This is a genomic window from Mycobacterium sp. M23085 (assembly GCF_045343915.1).
In the GTDB taxonomy this organism is placed as follows: Bacteria; Actinomycetota; Actinomycetes; order Mycobacteriales; family Mycobacteriaceae; genus Mycobacterium.
The window spans coordinates 2,466,067-2,485,832 of record NZ_CP174280.1 but is presented as its reverse complement, the minus strand read 5'-3'; the positions used below and the strand labels follow the sequence as shown (position 1 = coordinate 2,485,832).

The following is a 19,766-nucleotide window of genomic DNA, read 5'->3' as shown; positions in this document are numbered from 1 at the left end:
AGCCTGTGGTAACCACGAGGAGGAGACGGGGAGCAGCCGGGAGGGTGGCCGTGAGCCTGGATAAACAACTGATGCCGGTGCCCGACGGTCACCCTGACGTTTTCGATCGCCAGTGGCCGTTGCGGGTCGGTGATATCGACCGCACGGGCCGGTTACGGCTGGACGCGGCCGCCCGGCACATCCAGGACATCGGCCAGGACCAGCTGCGCGAGATGGGCTTCGAGGACACCCATCCCCTGTGGATCGTCCGGCGCACCATGCTCGACCTGATCAAGCCCATCGAGTTCAACGACATGCTGCGGCTGCGCAGATGGTGCTCGGGCACCTCGAACCGCTGGTGCGAGATGCGGGTGCGCATCGATGGGAAGCGCGGCCAGGGCCTGATCGAGTCCGAGGCCTTCTGGATCAACATCAACCGCGAGACCCAGATGCCTTCGCGCATCGCCGACGACTTTCTGGCCGGCCTGCACAAGACGACCTCCGTCGATCGGTTGCGCTGGAAGTCCTATCTGAAGCCGGGCAGTCGTGACGACGCGGTCGAGATCCACGAGTTTCCGGTCCGGGTCACCGACATCGACCTGTTCGACCACATGAACAACTCCGTCTACTGGAGCGTGATCGAGGACCACCTCGCGGCGCACCCGGAACTGTTGCGGACGCCGGTGCGCATCACCATCGAGCACGAGGCGCCGGTGGCGCTCGGCGACAAACTGGACATCATCTCGCACGTCCACCCCGCCGGATCCACCGACCAATTCGGTCCGGAGCTGGCCGATCGCACTGTTACAACGCTCACATACGCCGTCGGCGACGAGGCCAAAGCCGTCGCCGCGATCTTTGCTCGCTAAATCGGACAAGCGTCCCGTTAACCGCCGTTGACCTGCGCATTCCAGTTACCGGTGGGTAGCTTCTGAAACGGTTAAGTTAGTTAGCAACTTAGCAAACTTCGCAAATTGCCGCGTTCCCGTTGCTTAAATTGGCAACTGAAACGGGTGGACCGGCCGCTATGACCTGTGCCATCTTCGAGTTAGCACACCAGTGAAGTTGAGCCGCTAGCTACCGCCGGTGAGGCCTCCAGCAACTCAGTAGTGAAGATCGTGAAGGAGCACGCCCAATGTCTTCCGTTGGCACCCCTAAGAGCGCCGAACAGATCCAGAAGGACTGGGACACCAACCCGCGTTGGAAGGATGTCACCCGGACCTACTCCGCCGAGGACGTCGTCGCCCTGCAGGGCACCGTCGTCGAAGAGGCCACCCTGGCCCGCCGCGGCGCCGAGGTGCTCTGGGAGCAGCTCCACGACCTGGAGTACATCAACGCGTTGGGCGCCCTGACCGGCAACATGGCCGTGCAGCAGGTCCGCGCCGGCCTGAAGGCCATCTACCTGTCCGGCTGGCAGGTCGCCGGTGACGCCAACCTGTCCGGCCACACCTACCCCGACCAGAGCCTGTACCCGGCCAACTCGGTGCCGCAGGTGGTCCGCCGGATCAACAACGCGCTGCTGCGCGCCGACGAGATCGCCAAGGTCGAGGGTGACACCTCGGTGGAGAACTGGCTGGCCCCGATCGTCGCCGACGGTGAGGCCGGTTTCGGTGGCGCGCTCAACGTCTACGAGCTGCAGAAGGCCATGATCGCCGCCGGTGTGGCGGGTTCGCACTGGGAGGACCAGCTGGCCTCGGAGAAGAAGTGCGGTCACCTGGGTGGCAAGGTGCTGATCCCCACCCAGCAGCACATCCGGACCCTGACCTCGGCTCGCCTGGCCGCCGACGTGTGCGACGTCCCGACCGTCGTCATCGCCCGCACCGACGCCGAGGCCGCCACGCTGATCACCTCCGACGTCGACGAGCGCGACCAGCCGTTCATCACCGGTGAGCGCACCAAGGAGGGCTTCTACCGGGTCCGCAACGGTCTGGAGCCGTGCATCGCCCGGGCCAAGTCCTACGCGCCGTTCTCCGACCTGATCTGGATGGAGACCGGAACTCCGGACCTCGAGCTCGCCGCCAAGTTCGCCGAGGGCGTCAAGGCCGAGTTCCCCGACCAGATGCTGGCCTACAACTGCTCGCCGTCGTTCAACTGGAAGAAGCACCTCGACGACGCCACCATCGCGAAGTTCCAAAAGGAGCTTGCGGCAATGGGATTCAAGTTCCAGTTCATCACGCTGGCCGGCTTCCACGCGCTGAACTACTCGATGTTCGATCTGGCCTACGGCTACGCTCGCAACCAGATGAGCGCCTACGTCGAGCTGCAGGAGCGCGAGTTCGCCGCCGAGGAGCGTGGCTACACCGCCACCAAGCACCAGCGTGAGGTGGGTGCCGGTTACTTCGACCGCATCGCCACCACCGTGGACCCGACCTCGTCGACCACCGCGCTGACCGGCTCCACCGAAGAGGGCCAGTTTCACTGAGGACGAGCGGGCTTGCCCGAGCGTCCGCGGCGCGAGCCGCGCCTTGAAAATCAAATCAAGTAGCGTAGGCCCCGCCCAGCTAAACCCTGGGCGGGGCCTATTGCGGTGCAAGTCGATACGACACCGGAGAAAAATCAGTGAGTGACGCAACGATTCAGCGGGTAGGGGTTGTCGGGGCCGGCCAGATGGGGTCCGGCATCGCCGAGGTCTCGGTCCGCGCCGGTGTCGACGTGACCGTGTTCGAGACCACCGAGGCCCTTATCACGGCCGGACGCAACCGCATCGTGAAGTCGCTGGAGCGCGGGGTCAGCGCCGGCAAGGTGACCGAGCGGGAACGCGACCGGGCGCTGAGCAAGCTCACGTTCACCACCGACCTGAACGACCTCGCCGACCGCCAACTGGTCATCGAGGCGATCATCGAAGACGACGCCGTCAAGGCGCAGGTGTTCGCCGAACTCGACCGGGTCATCACCGACCCCGACGCGGTGCTGGCTTCCAACACGTCCAGCATCCCGATCATGAAGATCGCTGCGGCCACCAAGAACCCGCAACGCGTGCTGGGTCTGCACTTCTTCAATCCCGTGCCGGTGCTACCGCTGGTCGAGTTGGTCAGCACGTTGGTCACCGACGACGCCGCCGCTGCGCGCACCGAGGAATTTGCGAGCGCGGTGCTGGGTAAGCAGGTGGTGCGCTGCTCCGACCGGTCCGGCTTCGTCGTGAACGCGCTGTTGGTGCCCTACCTGCTCTCGGCGATCCGCATGGTGGAAGCCGGCTTCGCCACCGTCGAGGACGTCGACAAGGCCGTGGTGGCCGGGCTGTCCCACCCGATGGGTCCGCTTCGGCTGTCCGACCTCGTCGGACTGGACACCTTGAAGCTGATCGCGGACAAGATGTTCGAGGAGTTCAAGGAACCGCACTACGGCCCGCCGCCGCTGTTGCTGCGCATGGTGGAGGCCGGCCGGCTCGGCAAGAAGACGGGCCAGGGCTTCTATACCTACTGAGTAACGGTTCATGACTCACCGGTGCGGGGACGGCCGTTACTTACGTATCCGTTAGTATGCTCGCGTTGAGTAGGACGAAAGGGTTGTGCCGTTATGACGAAGTTGGAGCCCTATTACGCAGAGTCGCAGTCCATCTACGACGTCTCGGATGAATTTTTCGCATTATTTCTCGACCCCACGATGGGCTACACGTGCGCCTACTTCGAGCGCGACGACATGACTCTCGAAGAGGCGCAGATTGCGAAATTCGACCTGGCGCTGGGCAAGCTGAACCTCGAGCCGGGGATGACGCTGCTGGACATCGGTTGCGGCTGGGGCGGCGCGCTCAAACGAGCGGTGGAGAAGTTCGACGTCAATGTCATCGGAATCACGCTGAGCCGCAACCAATTTGAGTACAGCAAGAAGAAGCTGGCCGGGATGCCGACCGACCGCAACATCGAGGTGCGCCTGCAGGGCTGGGAGGAGTTCGAGGACAAGGTCGACCGGATCGTCTCCATCGGCGCCTTCGAAGCATTCAAGATGGAGCGCTATCCGGCTTTTTTCGACCGTGCTTACGAAATCCTTCCCGATGACGGCCGGATGCTTTTGCACACGATCTTGACCTACACGCAGAAACAGCAGCATGAGCGTGGTGTCTCGATCACGATGAGCGATATCAGATTTGCCCGATTTATTGGTCAAGAGATTTTCCCGGGCGGACAGCTGCCGGCGCAAGAAGACATTTTCAAGTTCGGCGAGGCGGCGGGTTTCACGGTCGAGCGGGTGCAATTGCTGCAGCAGCATTACGCGCGGACCCTCAATATTTGGGCGGCAAATCTGGAAGCCAATAAGGAAAAGGCGATCGCCATCCAGTCCCATGAGGTTTACGACAAGTACATGCATTATCTGACCGGGTGCGAGAATTTCTTCCGCAAGGGCATCACCAATGTGGGGCAATTCACATTGGTGAAGTAGCGCGGTCAGGTCAGCCCCGAACGGTGCTCCGTTCGGGGCTGAATGCTTTGAAGCAACCGGTTACTTCTGCAGCGTGAACTGATTGACGTCGGTGTACCCCTCCCGGAACAGCTTCGCGCAGCCGGTGAGGTACTTCATGTAGCGGTCGTAGACCTCTTGAGACTGGAGGGCGAGGGCCTGCTCGCGCTTCGCCTCGAGCGCCTCGGCCCACAGGTCCAGTGTCCTGGCGTAGTGCAGCTGCAGCGACTGAACCCGGGTCAGTTCGAAGCCCGCCGTGACGCCGTACTCGCCCACGGTCTGAGGCGTCGGCAGCCAGCCGCCCGGGAAAATCTCGGCCAGGATGAATTGCGAGAACTGCACGATCTCGTGGGTCAGCTTCATCCCCTTGGCTCGGGCCTCCTTGAACGAGGGCCGAACGATGGTGTGCAGCAACATCACTCCGCCGGGTGGCAGCGCTTGATAGGCCATCTTGAAGAAGCGGCCGTAGCGCTGGCGGCCGAAGTGCTCGAACGCGCCGATCGACACGATGCGGTCCACCGGCTCGTGGAACTTCTCCCAGCCCTCCAGTAGCACCCGCCTGGTGCGGGGGGTGTCCATCTGATCGAAAGACTTCTGCACATGCTCGGCCTGGTTCTCGGACAGCGTCAGGCCGACGACGTTGACGTCGTACCTCTCGATGGCACGTCGCAGGGTGGCTCCCCAGCCGCAACCGATGTCCAGCAGCGTCATCCCCGGCTCGAGGTTCAGCTTGCCCAGCGCCAGGTCGATTTTGGCCATCTGGGCTTCTTCGAGCGTCATGTCGTCACGCTCGAAGTAGGCGCAGCTATAGGTCTGGGTGGGATCCAGGAATAGCCGGAAGAAATCGTCGGACAAGTCGTAATGAGCTTGCACGTTTCCGAAGTGCGGCGTGAGCTGCACGGGCATGTCGACGTGAGCCTTTCTATATGTGGCGGACAGGGGGCAGACAGCCAAACGACAACCCCGCTATATCCCCCGACACTCCCTGGCATGCTAGTCGCTGTTAAGGCTTGAGTCGCCCCGACAAGGTGCGTCCTAGCCCCATACGGGACGAGGGTAATCGCCAAAACCGGCAGAGCGGTGTCGAGCCATTTCTACGGGCCGAACTCGTCCCGAAGCTCTGGCGGCGGCACTATCGGCGAAGGATGCGGCTCCCCGCGGAATTTCTCCAGCGAACCGCCGACTTCGACGATTCCCTTGAGGGCGTTCCAGCTCAACATGGTCAGGTAGTCGATCAACTCATCGCGACTCATTCGCGGGTATGACATCCAGGAGTGGGTGGCCAACTGCACGCCGCCGACGATCAGATACGCCCACGGTTCCACGCCACCGGTGTCCATCCCGGCGTGCTGCATGCGCCGGCGCATCAGTACGGCGAGCATGCGCGCGATGATGCGCTCGGAGTCGGCGATGACTTTGCTCTTGCTGGCCGAGCTGTTCGACATCACGAACCGGTAGGGCTCGGGCTCATTCGCGACGGTCTCGACGTAGACGCGGATGACCTCGCGGGTCAGGTCGAAACCGTCCAGGCCGGAGGTGAGCGCCCCGGCCATATTGGGAATCAGGGTGGTTTGGGTGAAGCGCATCATCACGGCCGTCGTGAGGTCGTTCTTGTCGACGAAGTAGCGGTACAGCACCGTCTTGGAGACCCCGATCTCGGCGGCGATCTCATCCATGCTCAGGGTGCCACCCAATCGGCGGATCGCGTCGATCGTGCCGTCGACCAACTCGTTACGACGCTCCACTTTGTGCTGATGCCATCGCCGCTTGCGCCCATCCATCTTGACGCTCACAGCCGTGTATTGCTCTGCCACAATCGCCCGATTTCCCATTCCCTAGACGCCTTGATCTTACGGCGTGCGGGGGTTGGTTTCCTGTCTCGCCGGGGCGTGGGTGAGACGCCGCGAACCGTGTCGTCACACCAATTGGCGGGAAAGATAGATGATGGAGTGGTGGCACATCGAGCCTCGGCGAGGGGCGACGCGTCGGGCCCGCCGGGGGCGAGGCCCGACTCGTCGACGCCGCCGGCCGCCGCCCACCCCGTTCGGGCGTCTTTTGCGGAATCCTTCGCCGGCGCCGATCCCGAGGCCGACGCGCAGCGCCGGGTGGCATTGCGCCGGATGAAGATGGTGGCACTGAGCTTTCTGATCGGTGCCACCGGCGTGTTCCTCGCCTGTCGGTGGGCCCAGGCGCATGCCAGCCTGGGAGCCTGGGTCGGATATGTCGGCGCCGCCGCCGAGGCCGGCATGGTGGGCGCACTGGCGGACTGGTTCGCCGTGACCGCGCTCTTCAGGCACCCACTGGGCATTCCCATCCCGCACACCGCGATCATCAAACGCAAGAAGGACCAGCTGGGGGAGGGGCTCGGCACGTTCGTGCGGGAAAACTTCCTGTCACCGGAGGTCGTCGAAACCAAGCTGCGCGACGCCCAGGTGTCCGGCAGGCTGGGCAAGTGGCTGTCGGAGACGGCCCATGCCGAGCGGGTGGCGAGCGAGACGGCCACGGTGCTGCGGGTGTTGGTCGAACTCCTGCGCGACGAGGACGTCCAGCAGGTGATCGACCGGATGATCGTGCGCCGCATCGCCGAACCGCAGTGGGGCCCGCCGGTTGGGCGGGTGCTGGCCACCCTGTTGGCCGAGCACCGGCAGGAGGCGCTGATCCAGTTGCTGGCCGACCGGGCCTTTCAGTGGTCGCTGAAGGCCGGCGAGGTCATTCAGCGGGTGGTCGAGCGCGACTCGCCGACCTGGTCGCCGCGGTTCGTCGATCACCTGGTCGGCGACCGCATCCACCGCGAGCTGATGGACTTCACCGACAAGGTGCGCCGTAATCCGGACCACGAATTGCGCCGGTCGGCCACCCGCTTCCTGTTCGACTTCGCCGACGACCTGCAGCACGACCCGGACACCATCGCGCGCGCCGACGCGATCAAAGAGCAGCTGATGGCGCGCGACGAGATCGCCAACGCCGCGGCGACGGCCTGGAAGACGCTGAAGCGGCTGGTGCTCGAGGGTGTAGATGATCCGTCCAGTGCTCTGCGCACCCGGATCACCGACACCGTGGTCCGCATCGGGGAATCGCTGCGCGACGATGCCGACCTGCGGGACAAGGTCGACAACTGGCTGGTCCGGGCGGCCCAGCATCTGGTCTCGCAGTACGGGGTGGAGATCACAGCGATCATCACCGACACCATCGAGCGCTGGGACGCCGAGGAGGCCAGCCGGCGCATCGAATTGCACGTGGGCCGTGACCTGCAATTTATCCGGATCAACGGGACCGTGGTGGGTTCGCTGGCGGGTTTGGTGATCTACGCCGTGGCGCAGCTGCTGGTCTAGCGAATTTCTACCAGTGCTAACAAGTGCTTGCAATAGCAAGCACTTGTAGTAGTCTGAGGCGCGTCAAGACCAGCCGTCCGACCAGGAGCACGCCATGACGCCCGAGGAGAAGCTCTCCGCCAAGGTGTCCAACGCTGCCTCCGACATGGCCTCTGATATCGGCAGCTTCATCCGTAGCCAACGTGAACTCGCGCAGGTGTCGGTGCGCCAACTCGCCGAAAAGTCCGGCGTCAGCAATCCCTATTTGAGCCAGGTGGAGCGTGGATTGCGCAAGCCCTCCGCCGATGTCTTGAACCAGATCGCGAAGGCCCTCCGGGTTTCCGCCGAGGTTCTCTATGTGCGCGCCGGGATTCTCGAACCCAGTGACAAAAGTCAGGTGCGAGATGCGATCGTCACCGACACTGCGATCACCGAGCGCCAAAAGCAAATTCTGCTCGACATCTACTCATCGTTCGCCCAGCAAAACGAATCGAGCCAAGAGGAGTGTCCGACCGAATCCGACTAGCGAGTGATAGTCCGTTTCACCTGGCGCCGTCACCGTCTGTGCTGGGAGTTTGCGCCAGAAGGCGGGCTTTGCACAGCGCAGTAGCGAGTTGGTGATGTATAGACGACCGGCCGTAGGGGTTACCCAACGGACAGCACCTAAACGGTTCCAGCTGAATCGTTGGACGAAACACCCCGGCATCGGCGCCCCAGTTGCGAAGGAGACGTTTGCACCTAACTTCTCGACCAGACAGCTAATAACACCGAATAACGCCCATAGCGAAAACACACCATGAAAGGAAAGACCATGGCGGAAAACACGAACATCGAAGATTTGCGGGCCCCGCTGCTCGCGGCGCTGGGTGCGGCCGATCTGGCCCTGGCCACCGTCAACGACCTGATCGCCGGCCTGCGGGAGCGCGCCGAAGAGACCCGCGCCGAGACCCGCACCCGCGTCGAGGAGCGTCGCGCTCGGCTGACCAGGCTGCAGGAGGACCTGCCCGAGCAGTTCACCGAGCTGCGCGACAAGTTCACCACCGAAGAGCTGCGCAAGGCCGCCGAGGGCTACCTGGAGGCAGCTACCACCCGGTACAACGAGCTGGTCGAGCGCGGCGAGGCGGCCCTGCAGCGGCTGCGCAGCCAGACCGCGTTCGAGGACGCGTCCGCGCGCGCCGAGGGCTACGTCGACCAGGCCGTCGAGCTGACGCAGGAAGCGCTCGGCACCGTCGCGTCGCAGACCCGCGCGGTCGGCGAGCGCGCCGCCAAGCTGGTTGGCATCGAGCTGCCCGGTAAGGCCGAAGCGGGCGCCAAGAAGGCGCAGAAGGCCGTGAACGCGCCGGCGAAGAAGGCTCCGGCGAAAAAGGCTCCGGCCAAAAAGGCTCCGGCTAAAAAGGCTCCGGCCAAGAAGGTCACCCAGAAGTAAGCACCAACGGTCACACCTGTCGGCTCCGAGTCACCTCTGGGTGACTCGGAGTCGACGTTTTCCAGGGTGCCCCATACGCTTAAGGCGTGAACCACCTCGTGGGAACCGTCATGCTGGTTCTGCAGATCGCCGTCCTCGTCACGGCGATCTATGCGTTCGTGCATGCCGCGCTGCAACGACCCGACGCCTATACCGCCGCCGAGAAGCTGACCAAGCCGGTGTGGTTGCTGATCCTGGGCGGGGCCGTCGCCCTGACGTCCATCTTGGGTTTCGTTTTCGGCGTGCTCGGAATGGCGATCGCGGCCTGTGCCGCGGGCGTGTATCTGGTCGACGTTCGACCCAAATTGCTTGAGATTCAAGGTAAGTCGCGCTAGCCGAATGAAGGCCCTGTTGACGGCGCCGGTGGCGGTGCTCGTCGGTTTGTGCTGCCCGGTGCCGCATGTCGCCGCGGCTCCCGATCCGGGCAGCGGTGCGGCGAATCCGCCCGTCCCGGCCCCGCCGTACATCGACCACACCCAGTGGGCGCAGTGGCAGGGCCGAAGCAGCCTGCGGGTCTTCCCGTCGCCGGCCGGCCGGACCGCCTCGAGAATTCCCGCAACCCCGGCGCTGGCCGACGAGGCCTGGGCCGAGGTGCTGGCCTTATCCCCAGACGCCGACACCGCCGGCATGCGCGCGCAGTTCCTCTGTCATTGGCAGTTCGCCGAACTCGCCCAGCCCGGCAAGGTCAGCTGGAACCTGGAGCCGTGGCGACCGGTCGTCGACGACGCCGAAATGGTCGCCTCCGGCTGCAATCCCGGCGGTCCGGAAGAATCCTTCTGATGGCAACAAAACCCAGCCGAGCGCAGTTGGCGGCGTTCGTCGACCACACCCTGCTCAAACACGAGGCGACCGACGCCGATATCGCAGCCCTGGTCGCCGAAGCGGCCGACCTGGGTGTCTACGCGGTGTGCGTGTCGGCCTCCATGGTTCCGGTCGCGGTGCGAGCCGGTGCCGGCGTGCGGGTGGCCGGCGTGGCAGGTTTCCCGTCCGGCAAGCACCTCTCGGCGGTCAAGGCGCACGAAGCGGCCCTGGCCGTCGCCTCGGGCGCCTGCGAGATCGACATGGTCATCGATGTGGGGGCGGCGCTCGCCGGTGACATCGCCGCGGTGCGCGCCGATGTGCACGCCGTGCGCAGCGCGATCGGCGGCGCGGTGCTCAAGGTGATCGTGGAATCCGCGGCGCTGTTGACGCTGGCGGGCGAGCCCATCCTGACGCAGGTGTGCCGCGCCGCCGAAGACGGCGGCGCGGACTTCGTCAAGACCTCGACCGGGTTTCATCCGTTGGGCGGCGCATCCGTGCGGGCGGTCGCTCTGATGGCCGAGACCGTCGGGGGGCGGCTCGGGGTGAAGGCCAGCGGCGGCATCCGCACCGCCGCGGACGCGCTGGCGATGCTGGATGCCGGCGCCACCCGGCTGGGGCTGTCGGGCACCCGCGGAGTGCTCGACAGCCTGGGCTGAACTGTCCGGCTCCTCAGCGCGGCCCCTGCCGCGCATCGTCACCGGACGAGCTGTCCGGCTAGGCGCCCGCCGTCACAGGTTGGCGAAGCACGGGTCGTTGTTGTTGCCGGTTGGAATGCTGGCGTTCTGCGTCGAGAAGTGGCTCGCCACACCCGTATCGGTGACCTGCACGCTGTCGGCGTGGATACCCAGCGGGTAGTTCTTGGTCAGGTTCGAGGTGAAGTCGTCCAGCGTCGACTGCACGGACTCCTTGGGCATCGTGAAACCGAGCGCATTGAAACTGACGATCTGCAGCTGCAATCCGGTGCCCGACACCACCGGCTTGGCCGTGATGTTGTCCAACATCCCCTTCAGTTCGATGGTGCCGTCGGCGGGATGGGTGGTCACGGTGTTGGTGACGAACGGGCCCAGAACCGGGATCGCGTTCTGCACCGACTGCTTGATGCCGTCAGAGGTCCAGCTGATGGTGGCGTCCAGCGAGCCGATGGTGCCCTTCGAGTTGGCGGTGTCCTTGAGCCGGACGTCGTTGATGTTGATCGAGAGCTTCATGCCCTTGGCGTCGCGGATGTTGTTGCCCGCCGTCTGCACCGAGATGTTGGTGTAGTGCTTGGTCGCCTGCTGCCACAGCATCAGGGGCGTCACCCCGAAGGACGCGGTGGCCTGATCTTTGACCTCGCAGGCCACCGCCTGCGCGACCTTGCTGTCCGCGACGTGGCGCACGTACAGCTCCGCCCCGATGAGCCCGGCGATGATCAGCGCGAACACGATGACGAAGATCAACAGGACGGAGACCGGGTCGCGGCCGAAGCGGCGCTTCTTCTTCCCGTCCTCGTCGTCGCCGGGTTGAGTGGCCAGCCGCTCCGTCGGGCCGGCGGGCGGGGTCGGCGGCGGCGGGTAGCCGGGCTGCTGCATGTTCGGCTGCGGCGTCCCGAACCGCTCGGTCTGCCCGGGCGGGGGAGCCTGAGCGGGAGGCGGCGGCGGTACATGACCCGGACCGCCGGTGGTTATCCGCTCGGTCGGTCGCTCCGTGGGCGGCTGGCCGAAGGGCCCCTGGTGGGCGGGACGGCCCCACTGCGACGGGTCCGGGTTGGGTGGTCCTTGTGGGTTCGTCACCCGACCGATTCTGCCCTATCAACCTGAGCAAAGTCCGAGCGGTTGCGCAGGACCGCGATGCTCTCGCGGGCCTGGGTCACCCTGTCGACATCGATATCGGCCACCACCAGCTGCGGCTGCGGGCCGGCCGACGCGACGACCTCACCCAGCGGTGAGACGACGAGGCTGCCCCCGACACCGGTCGGCGCCCCCGACCCGGATCCGTGCGCGTCACCGGGATCCGCCTGACCGGCCGCCGCGACGTAACTCATCGAATCGAGCGCGCGGGCGCGGGCCAGCAGAGTCCACTGGTCGAGTTTGCCCGGACCCGCGCCCCAGGACGCGCACACCGCGATCACCTGGGCGCCGCGCCGGGCCAGCTCGGTGTAGAGGGCCGGGAAACGAATGTCGTAGCAAACGGTCAACCCGACCCCAACGCCGTCGACCGTGAACACCACCGGGTCGTGTCCCGGCGCGACGGTGCGGGATTCGGTGAAGCCGAATGCGTCGTACAGGTGGATCTTGTCGTAGTGGACCGAATCGCTCGGACCGGCCGCGATCAGTGTGTTTTTCACCCTCCCGTCGCCCGCCGGGGTGAACATGCCGGCGACGACGCTGATGTCGAGGTCGGCCGCGATGCGGCGCACGCCGTCGGCCCACGGCCCGTCGACCGGCTCGGCGACCGGGCCCAGCGGCACACCGAATCGGCACATCGTCGCCTCTGGGAACACCACCAGCTTCGCGCCCGCGTCGGCGGCCCGGTGACTGTACTGGCGCACCAGCTGCAGGTTTGCTGCCGGGTCGGCGCCGCTGAGGATCTGCGCCAAGGCGATTCGCATGAGGGCCAGCTTAGGCCGGGCAACGCGGATCAGGGCCGGTGCGTCTTGGCGATCCACTCCGTGGTGAACCGTTGTTCGGCGGCGACCAGTTCGGCCAGCCGGGCGCCGATGATGTTCTCCAACTTGCCGCCGATGATCGGGACGCGCACCTGGACGGTGGCGCGAAAGGTCAGCCGGGCGCCGCCGGTCCCTTCGATCGGCGCCAGGGCGGCGCTGCCGGCCAAGCTCACCGGCGCATCGACAATTGAACCCACGACCGACCCCGACGCCGAGCCGCCGGCGACCGGCCCCCACGTCTCCTCGCGCCGGATGCACAGGTCACCGCTGTGCAGCTGGGTGACCATTCCCGGGAGCTTGTCACTGCGGATCACCTGCAGTGTGACCACCTCGACGGTGTCCTCGGCACCGGACTCGCCGCCGACCCGCATGGACTCCAGCGTGGCGACGTCGACACCGGACCCGGCCAGTCTGGCCCGCCAGTAATCCGCATCGGTGAAGGCGCGGTGCACCTCGTCAACGCTGCCGTCGTAGTCGGCCGACAAGTCGAATGAACGCGGCATAGCAGGTCAGGCTACCGTTACGGGCCATGAAATCCAGCGGAGCCGGTTCGGAGTTCGCCGGCGCGCCGGTCACCGACGCGGCCCCGCTGGCGCCGCTGACCACGCTGCGGGTCGGGCCGACCGCGCGTCGCCTGATCACCTGCACCAGCAGCGAACAGGTGATCGCCACCTTGCGGCAGCTGGACGGCGAATCGCCTGGCGGGCAACGCGACTCGGTGCTGGTCTTCGCCGGGGGCTCCAACCTGGTGATCTCCGACGCCCTGACCGACCTGACCGCGGTGCGGCTGGCCAATGACCGCATCGCCGTCGACGGCAACCTGGTCCGGGCCCAGGCGGGCGCGGTGTGGGACGACGTCGTGGTCACGGCCATCGAGCACGGCCTCGGCGGGCTGGAATGCCTGTCCGGCATCCCCGGGTCGGCCGGGGCCACCCCGGTGCAGAACGTCGGGGCCTACGGCGCGGAGGTCTCCGACACCATCACCCGGGTCCGGGTGCTCGACCGGGCCAGCGGCGAGGTGCGCTGGGTGCCGGGCAACGCGCTGGGCTTCGGCTACCGCACCAGCGTGTTCAAACGTGGCGGCAATAAACCCGAAATCCGCTCTGTCGTACTGGAAGTGGAGTTCGCGCTGGACGCGTCCGGGCGCAGCGCGCCGCTGCGTTACGGCGAGCTGGCCGCCGAGCTGGGCGTCACCGTCGGCGAGCGGGCCGACCCGCGCGCCGTCCGCGACGCGGTGCTGGGTCTGCGGGCCCGCAAGGGCATGGTGCTCGACGCGACCGACCACGACACCTGGAGCGTGGGCTCGTTCTTCACCAACCCGGTGGTCGCCCCGGACGTCTACGAGCGGCTGGCCGCAACCGTCGACGGGCCGGTTCCGAACTATCCGGCGCCCGACGGGGTCAAGCTGGCCGCCGGCTGGCTGGTGGAGCGGGCGGGCTTCGCCAAGGGCTACCCGCATGACCCGACCGCCCGGTGCCGGTTGTCCACCAAGCACGCGCTGGCGCTCACCAACCGCGGCGGCGCGAGCTCCGAAGACGTGATTGCGCTGGCCCGCACCATCCGCGACGGTGTGCGGGCTGTGTTTGCCATCACATTGGTTCCCGAACCGGTCCTGCTCGGCTGCAGGCTGTAGCCGCAATTTTGCCGACGCGCACGCGGCCGCGATTTGGGGTGGCCGGGCCGCTCGGTTTTCCCCGGTATCTTTAACTTCCGTGACCCCGTCCAACGCCCCCCGGCCGGTCAACCGGCGTGCGGCTTTGGCGACCCTTGGACTGGGTGTGCTCGCGCCCAACGTGTTGGCGGCGTGCGGCGGCACCTCCGCGAAACAAGCCGAAAAGAAAGAGCAGCCCGCACCGCAGCTCAAGTACCAGCCGGCCAATGCGACGGAGAACGTGGTGCCGATCGCCCCGGTCAGCGTCGAGGTGAGCGACGGCTGGTTCCAGCACGTCACGCTGTCGAACTCGTCGGGCAAGGCCGTCGCGGGGTCTTTCAACCAGGACCGCACGGTGTACACGACCTCCGAGCCCCTGGGCTACGACCAGACCTACACCTGGAGCGGCTCGGCCGTCGGGCATGACGGCAAGGCGATCCCGGTGGCGGGCAAGTTCACCACGGTGGCGCCCACCAAGAAGATCGGCGGGGCATTTCAGCTGGCCGACGGCCAGACGGTCGGGGTCGCCGCCCCGATCATCATCCAGTTCGACTCGCCGATCAGCGACAAGGCCGCCGTCGAGAAAGCGCTCACCGTCACCACCACCCCGCCCGTCGAAGGCAGCTGGGCCTGGCTGCCCGACGAGGCCGCCGGTGCCCGCGCGCACTGGCGCACCCGGGAGTACTACCCCGCCGGCACCACGGTCAACGTCGAGGCCAAGCTCTACGGCCTGCCGTTCGGCGACAACGCCTACGGTGCCGAGGACATCTCGCTCAACATCCAGATCGGTCGCCGGCAGGTGGTCAAGGCCGAGGTCTCGTCGCACCGCATCCAGGTGATCCGCGACGAGGGCGTCATCATGGACTTCCCGTGCAGCTACGGCGAAGCCGACAAGGCGCGCAACGTCACCCGCAACGGCATCCACGTGGTGAGCGAAAAGTACGCCGATTTCTACATGTCCAACCCGGCCGCCGGTTACAGCCACGTGCACGAACGCTGGGCGGTCCGGATCTCCAACAACGGCGAGTTCATCCACGCCAACCCGGCCAGCGCCGGCGCGCAGGGCAACACCAACGTCACCAACGGCTGCATCAACCTGTCGACCGGCGACGCCGAGCAGTACTTCCAGTCGGCGATGTACGGCGACCCGGTCGAGGTGACCGGCAGCACCATCCAGCTCTCCTACTCCGACGGCGACATCTGGGACTGGGCGGTGGACTGGGACACCTGGGTGGCCATGTCCGCGCTGCCGCCGCCGACCGCGCGCCCCCCGTCGACGCAGATCCCGGTCACCGCGCCGGTCACGCCGTCCAACGCGCCGACGCTGTCGGGGACGCCGACCACGACCACCACCACGACCAGCTCGGCTACGCCCGGCGGTTGAACCTCGACGCGTTGGCCTGATCGCGCGGCTTCACGACGATCAGGTCCAGGTCGACGTGCGACGGCCGCGAGGCGACAAACCCGATCACCTCCGCCACGTCGTCGGCGACCAGCGGTGTGATGCCGGAGTAGACGGCGTCCGCGCGTTGTTCGTCGCCGTCGAAGCGGACCAACGAAAATTCCGTTTCGACCGCGCCCGGGGCGATCTCGGTCAGCCGCACCGGCTTGCCCAACAGCTCGCCGCGCAGCGTGCGGTGCAGCGCTCCCTGGGCGTGTTTGGCCGCGGTGTATCCGGCGCCGCCGTCGTAAACCTCAAGTGCCGCAACGGAAGTGACGGTGACGATCAGCCCGTCGCCGGAGTCGATCAGCTTGGGCAACAACGCGCGGGTGACCCGCAGCGTGCCGATCACGTTGGTCTCCCACATCCACCGCCACTGCTCGAGGTCGGCATCGGCGACCGGTGCCAGACCCCGGGCGCCTCCGGCGTTGTTGACCAACACATCGACGCGCTGCAATTTGCTCGCCATTGTTTCGATCGCCGCATCATCTGTGACGTCGGCCACAATCGCGGTACCACCGATTTCACTGGCCAGAGCCTCGATCCGGTCCGCGCGGCGTGCCACCGCGACGACGTGAAAGCCCTGCGCAGCCAGGTTGCGGGCGGTTGCTGCGCCGATACCGGAGCTGGCCCCGGTGACTACTGCGACCCGTTCATTCCTGCCAGTTTCAACCATCGAACCAACCTTAGTGAACGTGCTAGATTTTGCGTGTGCTCCTCAGCGCCCTGTCCAACACCACGACCACCGCGTGTCTTTGCGCGGCGGGTGCGTGTTGTTGCTGCGCACTTTGCCGCTCCTGACCCCAGCCAGGTGTGGCCAAGACGGCCAGCAAAAATCGGACAAAAGGACGCTCGTGCGCACCAATACCCTCACCCATACCCATCATTCGCCCAGCCGCGCCGTCGGGCACCTGCCCGGTCAAAAGGGTCACCGCGCGGTGCGCCGGCAAATTGTGCCGCCGGCGCTGAACATCCCCGACTCGGCGGCCGCTTCGGTCTTCCGGGCGGTGCGGCTGCGCGGCCCCGTCGGCCGTGACGTCATCGCCGGTGTCACCTCGCTGAGCATCGCCACGGTCAACCGCCAGGTCATCGCGCTGCTGGAAGCCGGCCTGCTGCGGGAGCGCGCCGACCTGGCCGTGTCCGGCGCGATCGGCCGCCCGCGCGTGCCGGTCGAGGTCAACCACGAGCCCTTCGTGACGCTGGGCATCCACATCGGCGCGCGAACCACCAGCATCGTGGCCACCGACCTGTTCGGCCGCACCCTCGACACGGTCGAGACCCCGACCCCGCGCAACCCGGCCGGCCCCGCGCTGGCGACGCTGGCCGACAGCGCCCGCCGCTACCTGCGGCGTTGGCATCGTCGGCGGCCGCTGTGGGTGGGCGTCGCCATCGGTGGCACCGTCGACAGCGCCACCGGGCAGGTGGACCACCCGCGGCTGGGCTGGCGGCAGGCGCCGGTCGGGCAGGTGCTGGCCGATGCGCTGGGCCTGCCGGTCTCGGTGGCCTCGCACGTCGACGCCATGGCCGGCGCCGAGCTGCTGCTGGGCATGCGGCGCTTCCTGCCCAGCTCACCGACCAGCCTCTACGTCTACGCCCGCGAGACGGTGGGCTATGCGCTGGTGATCGGCGGACGCGTGCACGTCCCGGCCAGCGGGCCGGGCACCATCGCGACCCTGCCGGCCCACTCTGAGCTGCTCGGCGGCACCGGGCAGCTGGAGTCCACCGTCAGCGACGAGGCCGTCGTAGCGGTCGCCCGCCAGCAACGCATCTTGCCGTTCGCCCCGGCGAATCGCGCCACCGGATCCGCCACCGGCATCGCCGACCTGCTCCGGGTGGCGCGGGCCGGCAACCAGCAGGCCAAGGACCTGCTCGCCGAGCGCGGCCGCGTGCTCGGTGAGGCGGTGGCGTTGCTGCGCGACATGCTCAACCCCGACGAGCTGGTGGTCGGCGGCCAGGCTTTCACCGAATACCCCGAGGCGATGGAGCAGGTGCAGGCGGCGTTCGTCGAACGCTCCGTGCTCGGCCCTCGCGACATCCGCCTCACCGCCTTCGGCAACCGCGTGCAGGAGGCCGGCGCGGGGACGGTCTCGCTGTCCGGGCTGTACGCCGACCCGCTCGGCGCGATGCGCCGCGCCGGGGCGCTGGACGCCCGGCTGCACGAGGTCGCTCGCGACGAGTCGTCCGCCTGACGCGACCGTATTGTCCAGCGCGCTTGGGCTGGCCGGTGAACCATCCTGTAAAGATGACAGGGTGCGCCACGATGACGTTGTCCGGCTGAATGAACCGCGCCGGGTCGCAGTGTTGGCGGTCCACACCTCACCACTGGCCCAGCCCGGCACCGGCGACGCGGGCGGCATGAACGTCTACGTGCTGCAGACCGCGCTGCACCTGGCGCGGCGCGGCATCGAGGTGGAGATCTTCACCCGCGCGACCGCCTCGGCCGACCCGGCGGTGGCGCGGGTGGCGCCCGGGGTGCTGGTCCGCAACGTCGTGGCGGGCCCGTTCGAGGGCCTGGACAAATACGACCTGCCGACCCAGCTGTGCGCGTTCGCGGCCGGTGTGTTGCGTGCCGAGGCGTCGCACGAACCGGGCTACTACGACATCGTGCACTCGCACTATTGGCTGTCCGGACAGGTCGGCTGGCTGGCGCGGGACCGCTGGGCGGTGCCGTTGGTGCACACCGCGCACACCCTCGCCGCGGTCAAGAACGCCGCACTGGCCGAGGGGGACTCACCCGAACCGCCGCTGCGCACGGTCGGCGAGCAGCAGGTCGTCGACGAGGCGGACCGGCTGATCGTCAACACCGACGATGAAGCCAACCAACTGATCTCGATCCACCACGCCGACCCGGCGCGCATCGACGTCGTCCACCCCGGAGTGGATCTCGACGTGTTCCGCCCCGGCGACCGCGGGGCCGCCCGCGCCGCGCTGGGGCTGCCGAGCGACGAAGACATCGTGGCGTTCGTCGGGCGGATCCAGCCGCTCAAGGCGCCCGACATCGTGTTGCGCGCCGCCGCGAAGCTGCCCGGGGTGCGGATCGTGGTGGCCGGCGGACCCTCGGGTAGCGGCCTGGCGTCCCCGGATGGATTGGCCCGGCTGGCCGCCGAACTCGGCATCGCCGAGCGCGTCACACTCCTGCCGCCGCAGTCGCGCCCCAACCTGGCCACATTGTTCCAGGCGGCCAATCTCGTTGCGGTGCCCAGCTATTCGGAGTCGTTCGGCCTGGTTGCCCTCGAGGCGCAGGCGTGCGGGACGCCGGTGGCCGCGGCCGCGGTCGGCGGGCTGCCGGTGGCCGTGCGGGACGGGGTGACCGGCGCGCTGGTGGGCGGGCACGACGTCGGGCACTGGGCGGACGCCCTGGGCCGGCTGCTGCGTTTGCCGGCCCCACAAGCCGACGCGATGAGCCACGCCGCCGCCGCGCATGCGGCCAGGTTCTCCTGGGATCACACCACCGACGCGCTGCTGGCCAGCTATCGGCGCGCGATCCGCGAGTACACCGCCGAGCGCCGCGGGGTGGGCGCATGAGCTCCGCCACCGTCGAGCGGGTCATCGAGGATGCTCTGCAGGCCAGTGGGCTGAACTACTCGAAACACGCTGGCGCACATGGGGGTCCGCCGGGACTGGTGGTGGAACTGCCCGGCGAGCGCAAGCTCAAGACCAACACCATCCTGAGCATCGGCGAGCATTCCGTAAGGGTGGAGGCGTTCGTCTGCCGCAAGCCCGACGAGAACCACGAAGGCGTCTACCGCTTCCTGCTCAAGCGCAACCGCCGCCTCTACGGCGTGGCCTACACGCTGGACAACGTCGGCGACATCTATCTGGTGGGCCGCATGTCGCTGGCCTCGGTCGACGCCGACGAACTCGACCGAGTGCTCGGGCAGGTGCTCGAAGCGGTGGATTCGGACTTCAATACGTTGCTGGAGTTGGGTTTTCGCTCGTCGATTCAGAAAGAGTGGGAGTGGCGGGTGTCGCGCGGTGAGTCGCTGAAGAACCTGGAGGCCTTCGCCCACCTGATCGGCGAAGACGACGATGCAGAGCGCGAAGCGCGATGAGGAGGAGTCGAGCATCAGACGACGAAG

At 67.0% G+C, this 19,766-nt stretch carries 20 protein-coding genes and 1 pseudogene; 15 read left to right on the top strand and 6 right to left on the bottom strand.

What is annotated here, in order from left to right; genetic code table 11:
• Positions 1–50: 50 nt before the first annotated feature.
• From ACIUM1_RS11330 to ACIUM1_RS11315, 4 genes are all read left to right on the top strand, one after another.
• Positions 51–848, top strand: coding sequence for an acyl-ACP thioesterase domain-containing protein (locus tag ACIUM1_RS11330; protein ID WP_406817238.1), 798 nt, complete (start codon positions 51–53; stop codon positions 846–848).
• A gap of 266 nt (positions 849–1,114) precedes the next feature.
• On the top strand, positions 1,115–2,401 hold the full coding sequence (gene aceA, locus ACIUM1_RS11325; protein ID WP_406817237.1) for an isocitrate lyase: 1,287 nt from the start codon (positions 1,115–1,117) through the stop codon (positions 2,399–2,401).
• Between the two features lie 137 nt (positions 2,402–2,538).
• The gene (locus ACIUM1_RS11320; protein ID WP_406817236.1) at positions 2,539–3,402 is read left to right on the top strand and encodes a 3-hydroxybutyryl-CoA dehydrogenase; all 864 of its coding nucleotides are present in this window, start codon (positions 2,539–2,541) and stop codon (positions 3,400–3,402) included.
• A gap of 93 nt (positions 3,403–3,495) precedes the next feature.
• Positions 3,496–4,356 carry a cyclopropane mycolic acid synthase family methyltransferase gene (locus ACIUM1_RS11315; protein WP_406817235.1) on the top strand — a complete coding sequence of 287 codons (861 nt, stop codon included), beginning with the start codon at positions 3,496–3,498 and terminating at the stop codon, positions 4,354–4,356.
• 60 nt (positions 4,357–4,416) lie between these two features.
• Here the strand turns inward: ACIUM1_RS11315 and pcaA are convergent, their stop codons facing one another.
• Both pcaA and ACIUM1_RS11305 read right to left on the bottom strand, forming a co-directional pair.
• Positions 4,417–5,280 carry a cyclopropane mycolic acid synthase PcaA gene (pcaA, locus tag ACIUM1_RS11310; RefSeq protein WP_406817234.1) on the bottom strand — a complete coding sequence of 288 codons (864 nt, stop codon included), beginning with the start codon at positions 5,278–5,280 and terminating at the stop codon, positions 4,417–4,419.
• Positions 5,281–5,468: 188 nt separating this feature from the next.
• Positions 5,469–6,188, bottom strand: coding sequence for a TetR/AcrR family transcriptional regulator (locus ACIUM1_RS11305; protein ID WP_406817233.1), 720 nt, complete (start codon positions 6,186–6,188; stop codon positions 5,469–5,471).
• Between the two features lie 135 nt (positions 6,189–6,323).
• Here ACIUM1_RS11305 and ACIUM1_RS11300 point away from each other — a divergent pair, with 135 nt between their 5' ends.
• The 6 genes from ACIUM1_RS11300 (at position 6,324) to deoC (ending at position 10,607) form a co-directional block, all read left to right on the top strand.
• Positions 6,324–7,706, top strand: a complete 1,383-nt coding sequence (locus ACIUM1_RS11300; protein WP_406817232.1) for a DUF445 domain-containing protein — start codon at positions 6,324–6,326, stop codon at positions 7,704–7,706.
• Between the two features lie 94 nt (positions 7,707–7,800).
• Complete coding sequence (locus tag ACIUM1_RS11295) at positions 7,801–8,211, top strand: helix-turn-helix domain-containing protein (protein WP_406817231.1); 411 nt, start codon at positions 7,801–7,803, stop codon at positions 8,209–8,211.
• Between the two features lie 285 nt (positions 8,212–8,496).
• Positions 8,497–9,111: a heparin-binding hemagglutinin HbhA gene (gene hbhA, locus ACIUM1_RS11290; protein WP_406817230.1), complete on the top strand. Its 615-nt coding sequence runs from the start codon at positions 8,497–8,499 to the stop codon at positions 9,109–9,111.
• A gap of 86 nt (positions 9,112–9,197) precedes the next feature.
• Entirely contained in the window at positions 9,198–9,485 is a 288-nt protein-coding gene (locus tag ACIUM1_RS11285) for a DUF2516 family protein (RefSeq protein WP_040629303.1), read from the top strand.
• 4 nt (positions 9,486–9,489) lie between these two features.
• Positions 9,490–9,930: a DUF2599 domain-containing protein gene (locus tag ACIUM1_RS11280; protein ID WP_406817229.1), complete on the top strand. Its 441-nt coding sequence runs from the start codon at positions 9,490–9,492 to the stop codon at positions 9,928–9,930.
• Positions 9,930–10,607 carry a deoxyribose-phosphate aldolase gene (gene deoC, locus ACIUM1_RS11275; protein WP_406817228.1) on the top strand — a complete coding sequence of 226 codons (678 nt, stop codon included), beginning with the start codon at positions 9,930–9,932 and terminating at the stop codon, positions 10,605–10,607. Before ACIUM1_RS11280 ends, deoC begins: the two co-directional genes overlap by 1 nt.
• 72 nt (positions 10,608–10,679) lie before the next feature.
• On the opposite strand, the gene ACIUM1_RS11270 is transcribed toward deoC, so the two are convergent.
• The 3 genes from ACIUM1_RS11270 to ACIUM1_RS11260 are packed head-to-tail and all read right to left on the bottom strand — an operon-like array spanning position 10,680 to position 13,098.
• Positions 10,680–11,720, bottom strand: a complete 1,041-nt coding sequence (locus ACIUM1_RS11270; RefSeq protein WP_406817227.1) for a DUF2993 domain-containing protein — start codon at positions 11,718–11,720, stop codon at positions 10,680–10,682.
• The gene (locus ACIUM1_RS11265; protein ID WP_406817226.1) at positions 11,717–12,538 is read right to left on the bottom strand and encodes a carbon-nitrogen hydrolase family protein; all 822 of its coding nucleotides are present in this window, start codon (positions 12,536–12,538) and stop codon (positions 11,717–11,719) included. The genes ACIUM1_RS11270 and ACIUM1_RS11265 overlap by 4 nt, the downstream gene beginning before the upstream one ends.
• Before the next feature lie 29 nt (positions 12,539–12,567).
• On the bottom strand, positions 12,568–13,098 hold the full coding sequence (locus ACIUM1_RS11260) for a DUF2505 domain-containing protein (RefSeq protein ID WP_406817225.1): 531 nt from the start codon (positions 13,096–13,098) through the stop codon (positions 12,568–12,570).
• 26 nt (positions 13,099–13,124) lie between these two features.
• Here ACIUM1_RS11260 and ACIUM1_RS11255 point away from each other — a divergent pair, with 26 nt between their 5' ends.
• The gene (locus tag ACIUM1_RS11255; RefSeq protein ID WP_406817224.1) at positions 13,125–14,228 is read left to right on the top strand and encodes a UDP-N-acetylmuramate dehydrogenase; all 1,104 of its coding nucleotides are present in this window, start codon (positions 13,125–13,127) and stop codon (positions 14,226–14,228) included.
• 31 nt (positions 14,229–14,259) lie between these two features.
• Positions 14,260–15,630 carry an Ig-like domain-containing protein gene (locus ACIUM1_RS11250; RefSeq protein ID WP_406817635.1) on the top strand — a complete coding sequence of 457 codons (1,371 nt, stop codon included), beginning with the start codon at positions 14,260–14,262 and terminating at the stop codon, positions 15,628–15,630.
• On the opposite strand, the gene ACIUM1_RS11245 is transcribed toward ACIUM1_RS11250, so the two are convergent.
• Entirely contained in the window at positions 15,614–16,363 is a 750-nt protein-coding gene (locus tag ACIUM1_RS11245) for an SDR family NAD(P)-dependent oxidoreductase (RefSeq protein WP_406817223.1), read from the bottom strand. The two genes, ACIUM1_RS11250 and ACIUM1_RS11245, sit on opposite strands and share 17 nt — an antisense overlap.
• A gap of 235 nt (positions 16,364–16,598) precedes the next feature.
• On the opposite strand from ACIUM1_RS11245, the gene ACIUM1_RS11240 reads away from it, so the two are divergent.
• From ACIUM1_RS11240 to ACIUM1_RS11230, 3 genes and pseudogenes are all read left to right on the top strand, one after another.
• Positions 16,599–17,876 carry an ROK family protein gene (locus ACIUM1_RS11240; protein ID WP_406817634.1) on the top strand — a complete coding sequence of 426 codons (1,278 nt, stop codon included), beginning with the start codon at positions 16,599–16,601 and terminating at the stop codon, positions 17,874–17,876.
• Positions 17,877–17,937: 61 nt separating this feature from the next.
• Positions 17,938–19,212 (top strand): D-inositol-3-phosphate glycosyltransferase, encoded by a 1,275-nt coding sequence (gene mshA, locus ACIUM1_RS11235; RefSeq protein ID WP_406817222.1) that lies wholly within the window; start codon positions 17,938–17,940, stop codon positions 19,210–19,212.
• Positions 19,209–19,746 (top strand): annotated as a pseudogene (locus tag ACIUM1_RS11230) (YbjN domain-containing protein); the annotation flags it as partial. The gene mshA and the pseudogene ACIUM1_RS11230, both read left to right, overlap by 4 nt.
• Positions 19,747–19,766 lie beyond the last annotated feature (20 nt).

What these genes read in the sequence shown, in the direction of transcription:
- pcaA (WP_406817234.1), bottom strand. Translation starts at nt 5,280, where the DNA reads ATGCCCGTGCAGCTCACGCCGCACTTCGGAAACGTGCAAGCTCATTAC.
- ACIUM1_RS11255 (WP_406817224.1), top strand. Translation starts at nt 13,125, where the DNA reads ATGAAATCCAGCGGAGCCGGTTCGGAGTTCGCCGGCGCGCCGGTCACC.
- deoC (WP_406817228.1), top strand. Translation starts at nt 9,930, where the DNA reads ATGGCAACAAAACCCAGCCGAGCGCAGTTGGCGGCGTTCGTCGACCAC.
- ACIUM1_RS11280 (WP_406817229.1), top strand. Translation starts at nt 9,490, where the DNA reads ATGAAGGCCCTGTTGACGGCGCCGGTGGCGGTGCTCGTCGGTTTGTGC.
- ACIUM1_RS11315 (WP_406817235.1), top strand. Translation starts at nt 3,496, where the DNA reads ATGACGAAGTTGGAGCCCTATTACGCAGAGTCGCAGTCCATCTACGAC.
- ACIUM1_RS11260 (WP_406817225.1), bottom strand. Translation starts at nt 13,098, where the DNA reads ATGCCGCGTTCATTCGACTTGTCGGCCGACTACGACGGCAGCGTTGAC.
- ACIUM1_RS11295 (WP_406817231.1), top strand. Translation starts at nt 7,801, where the DNA reads ATGACGCCCGAGGAGAAGCTCTCCGCCAAGGTGTCCAACGCTGCCTCC.
- ACIUM1_RS11245 (WP_406817223.1), bottom strand. Translation starts at nt 16,363, where the DNA reads ATGGTTGAAACTGGCAGGAATGAACGGGTCGCAGTAGTCACCGGGGCC.
- aceA (WP_406817237.1), top strand. Translation starts at nt 1,115, where the DNA reads ATGTCTTCCGTTGGCACCCCTAAGAGCGCCGAACAGATCCAGAAGGAC.
- hbhA (WP_406817230.1), top strand. Translation starts at nt 8,497, where the DNA reads ATGGCGGAAAACACGAACATCGAAGATTTGCGGGCCCCGCTGCTCGCG.
- ACIUM1_RS11265 (WP_406817226.1), bottom strand. Translation starts at nt 12,538, where the DNA reads ATGCGAATCGCCTTGGCGCAGATCCTCAGCGGCGCCGACCCGGCAGCA.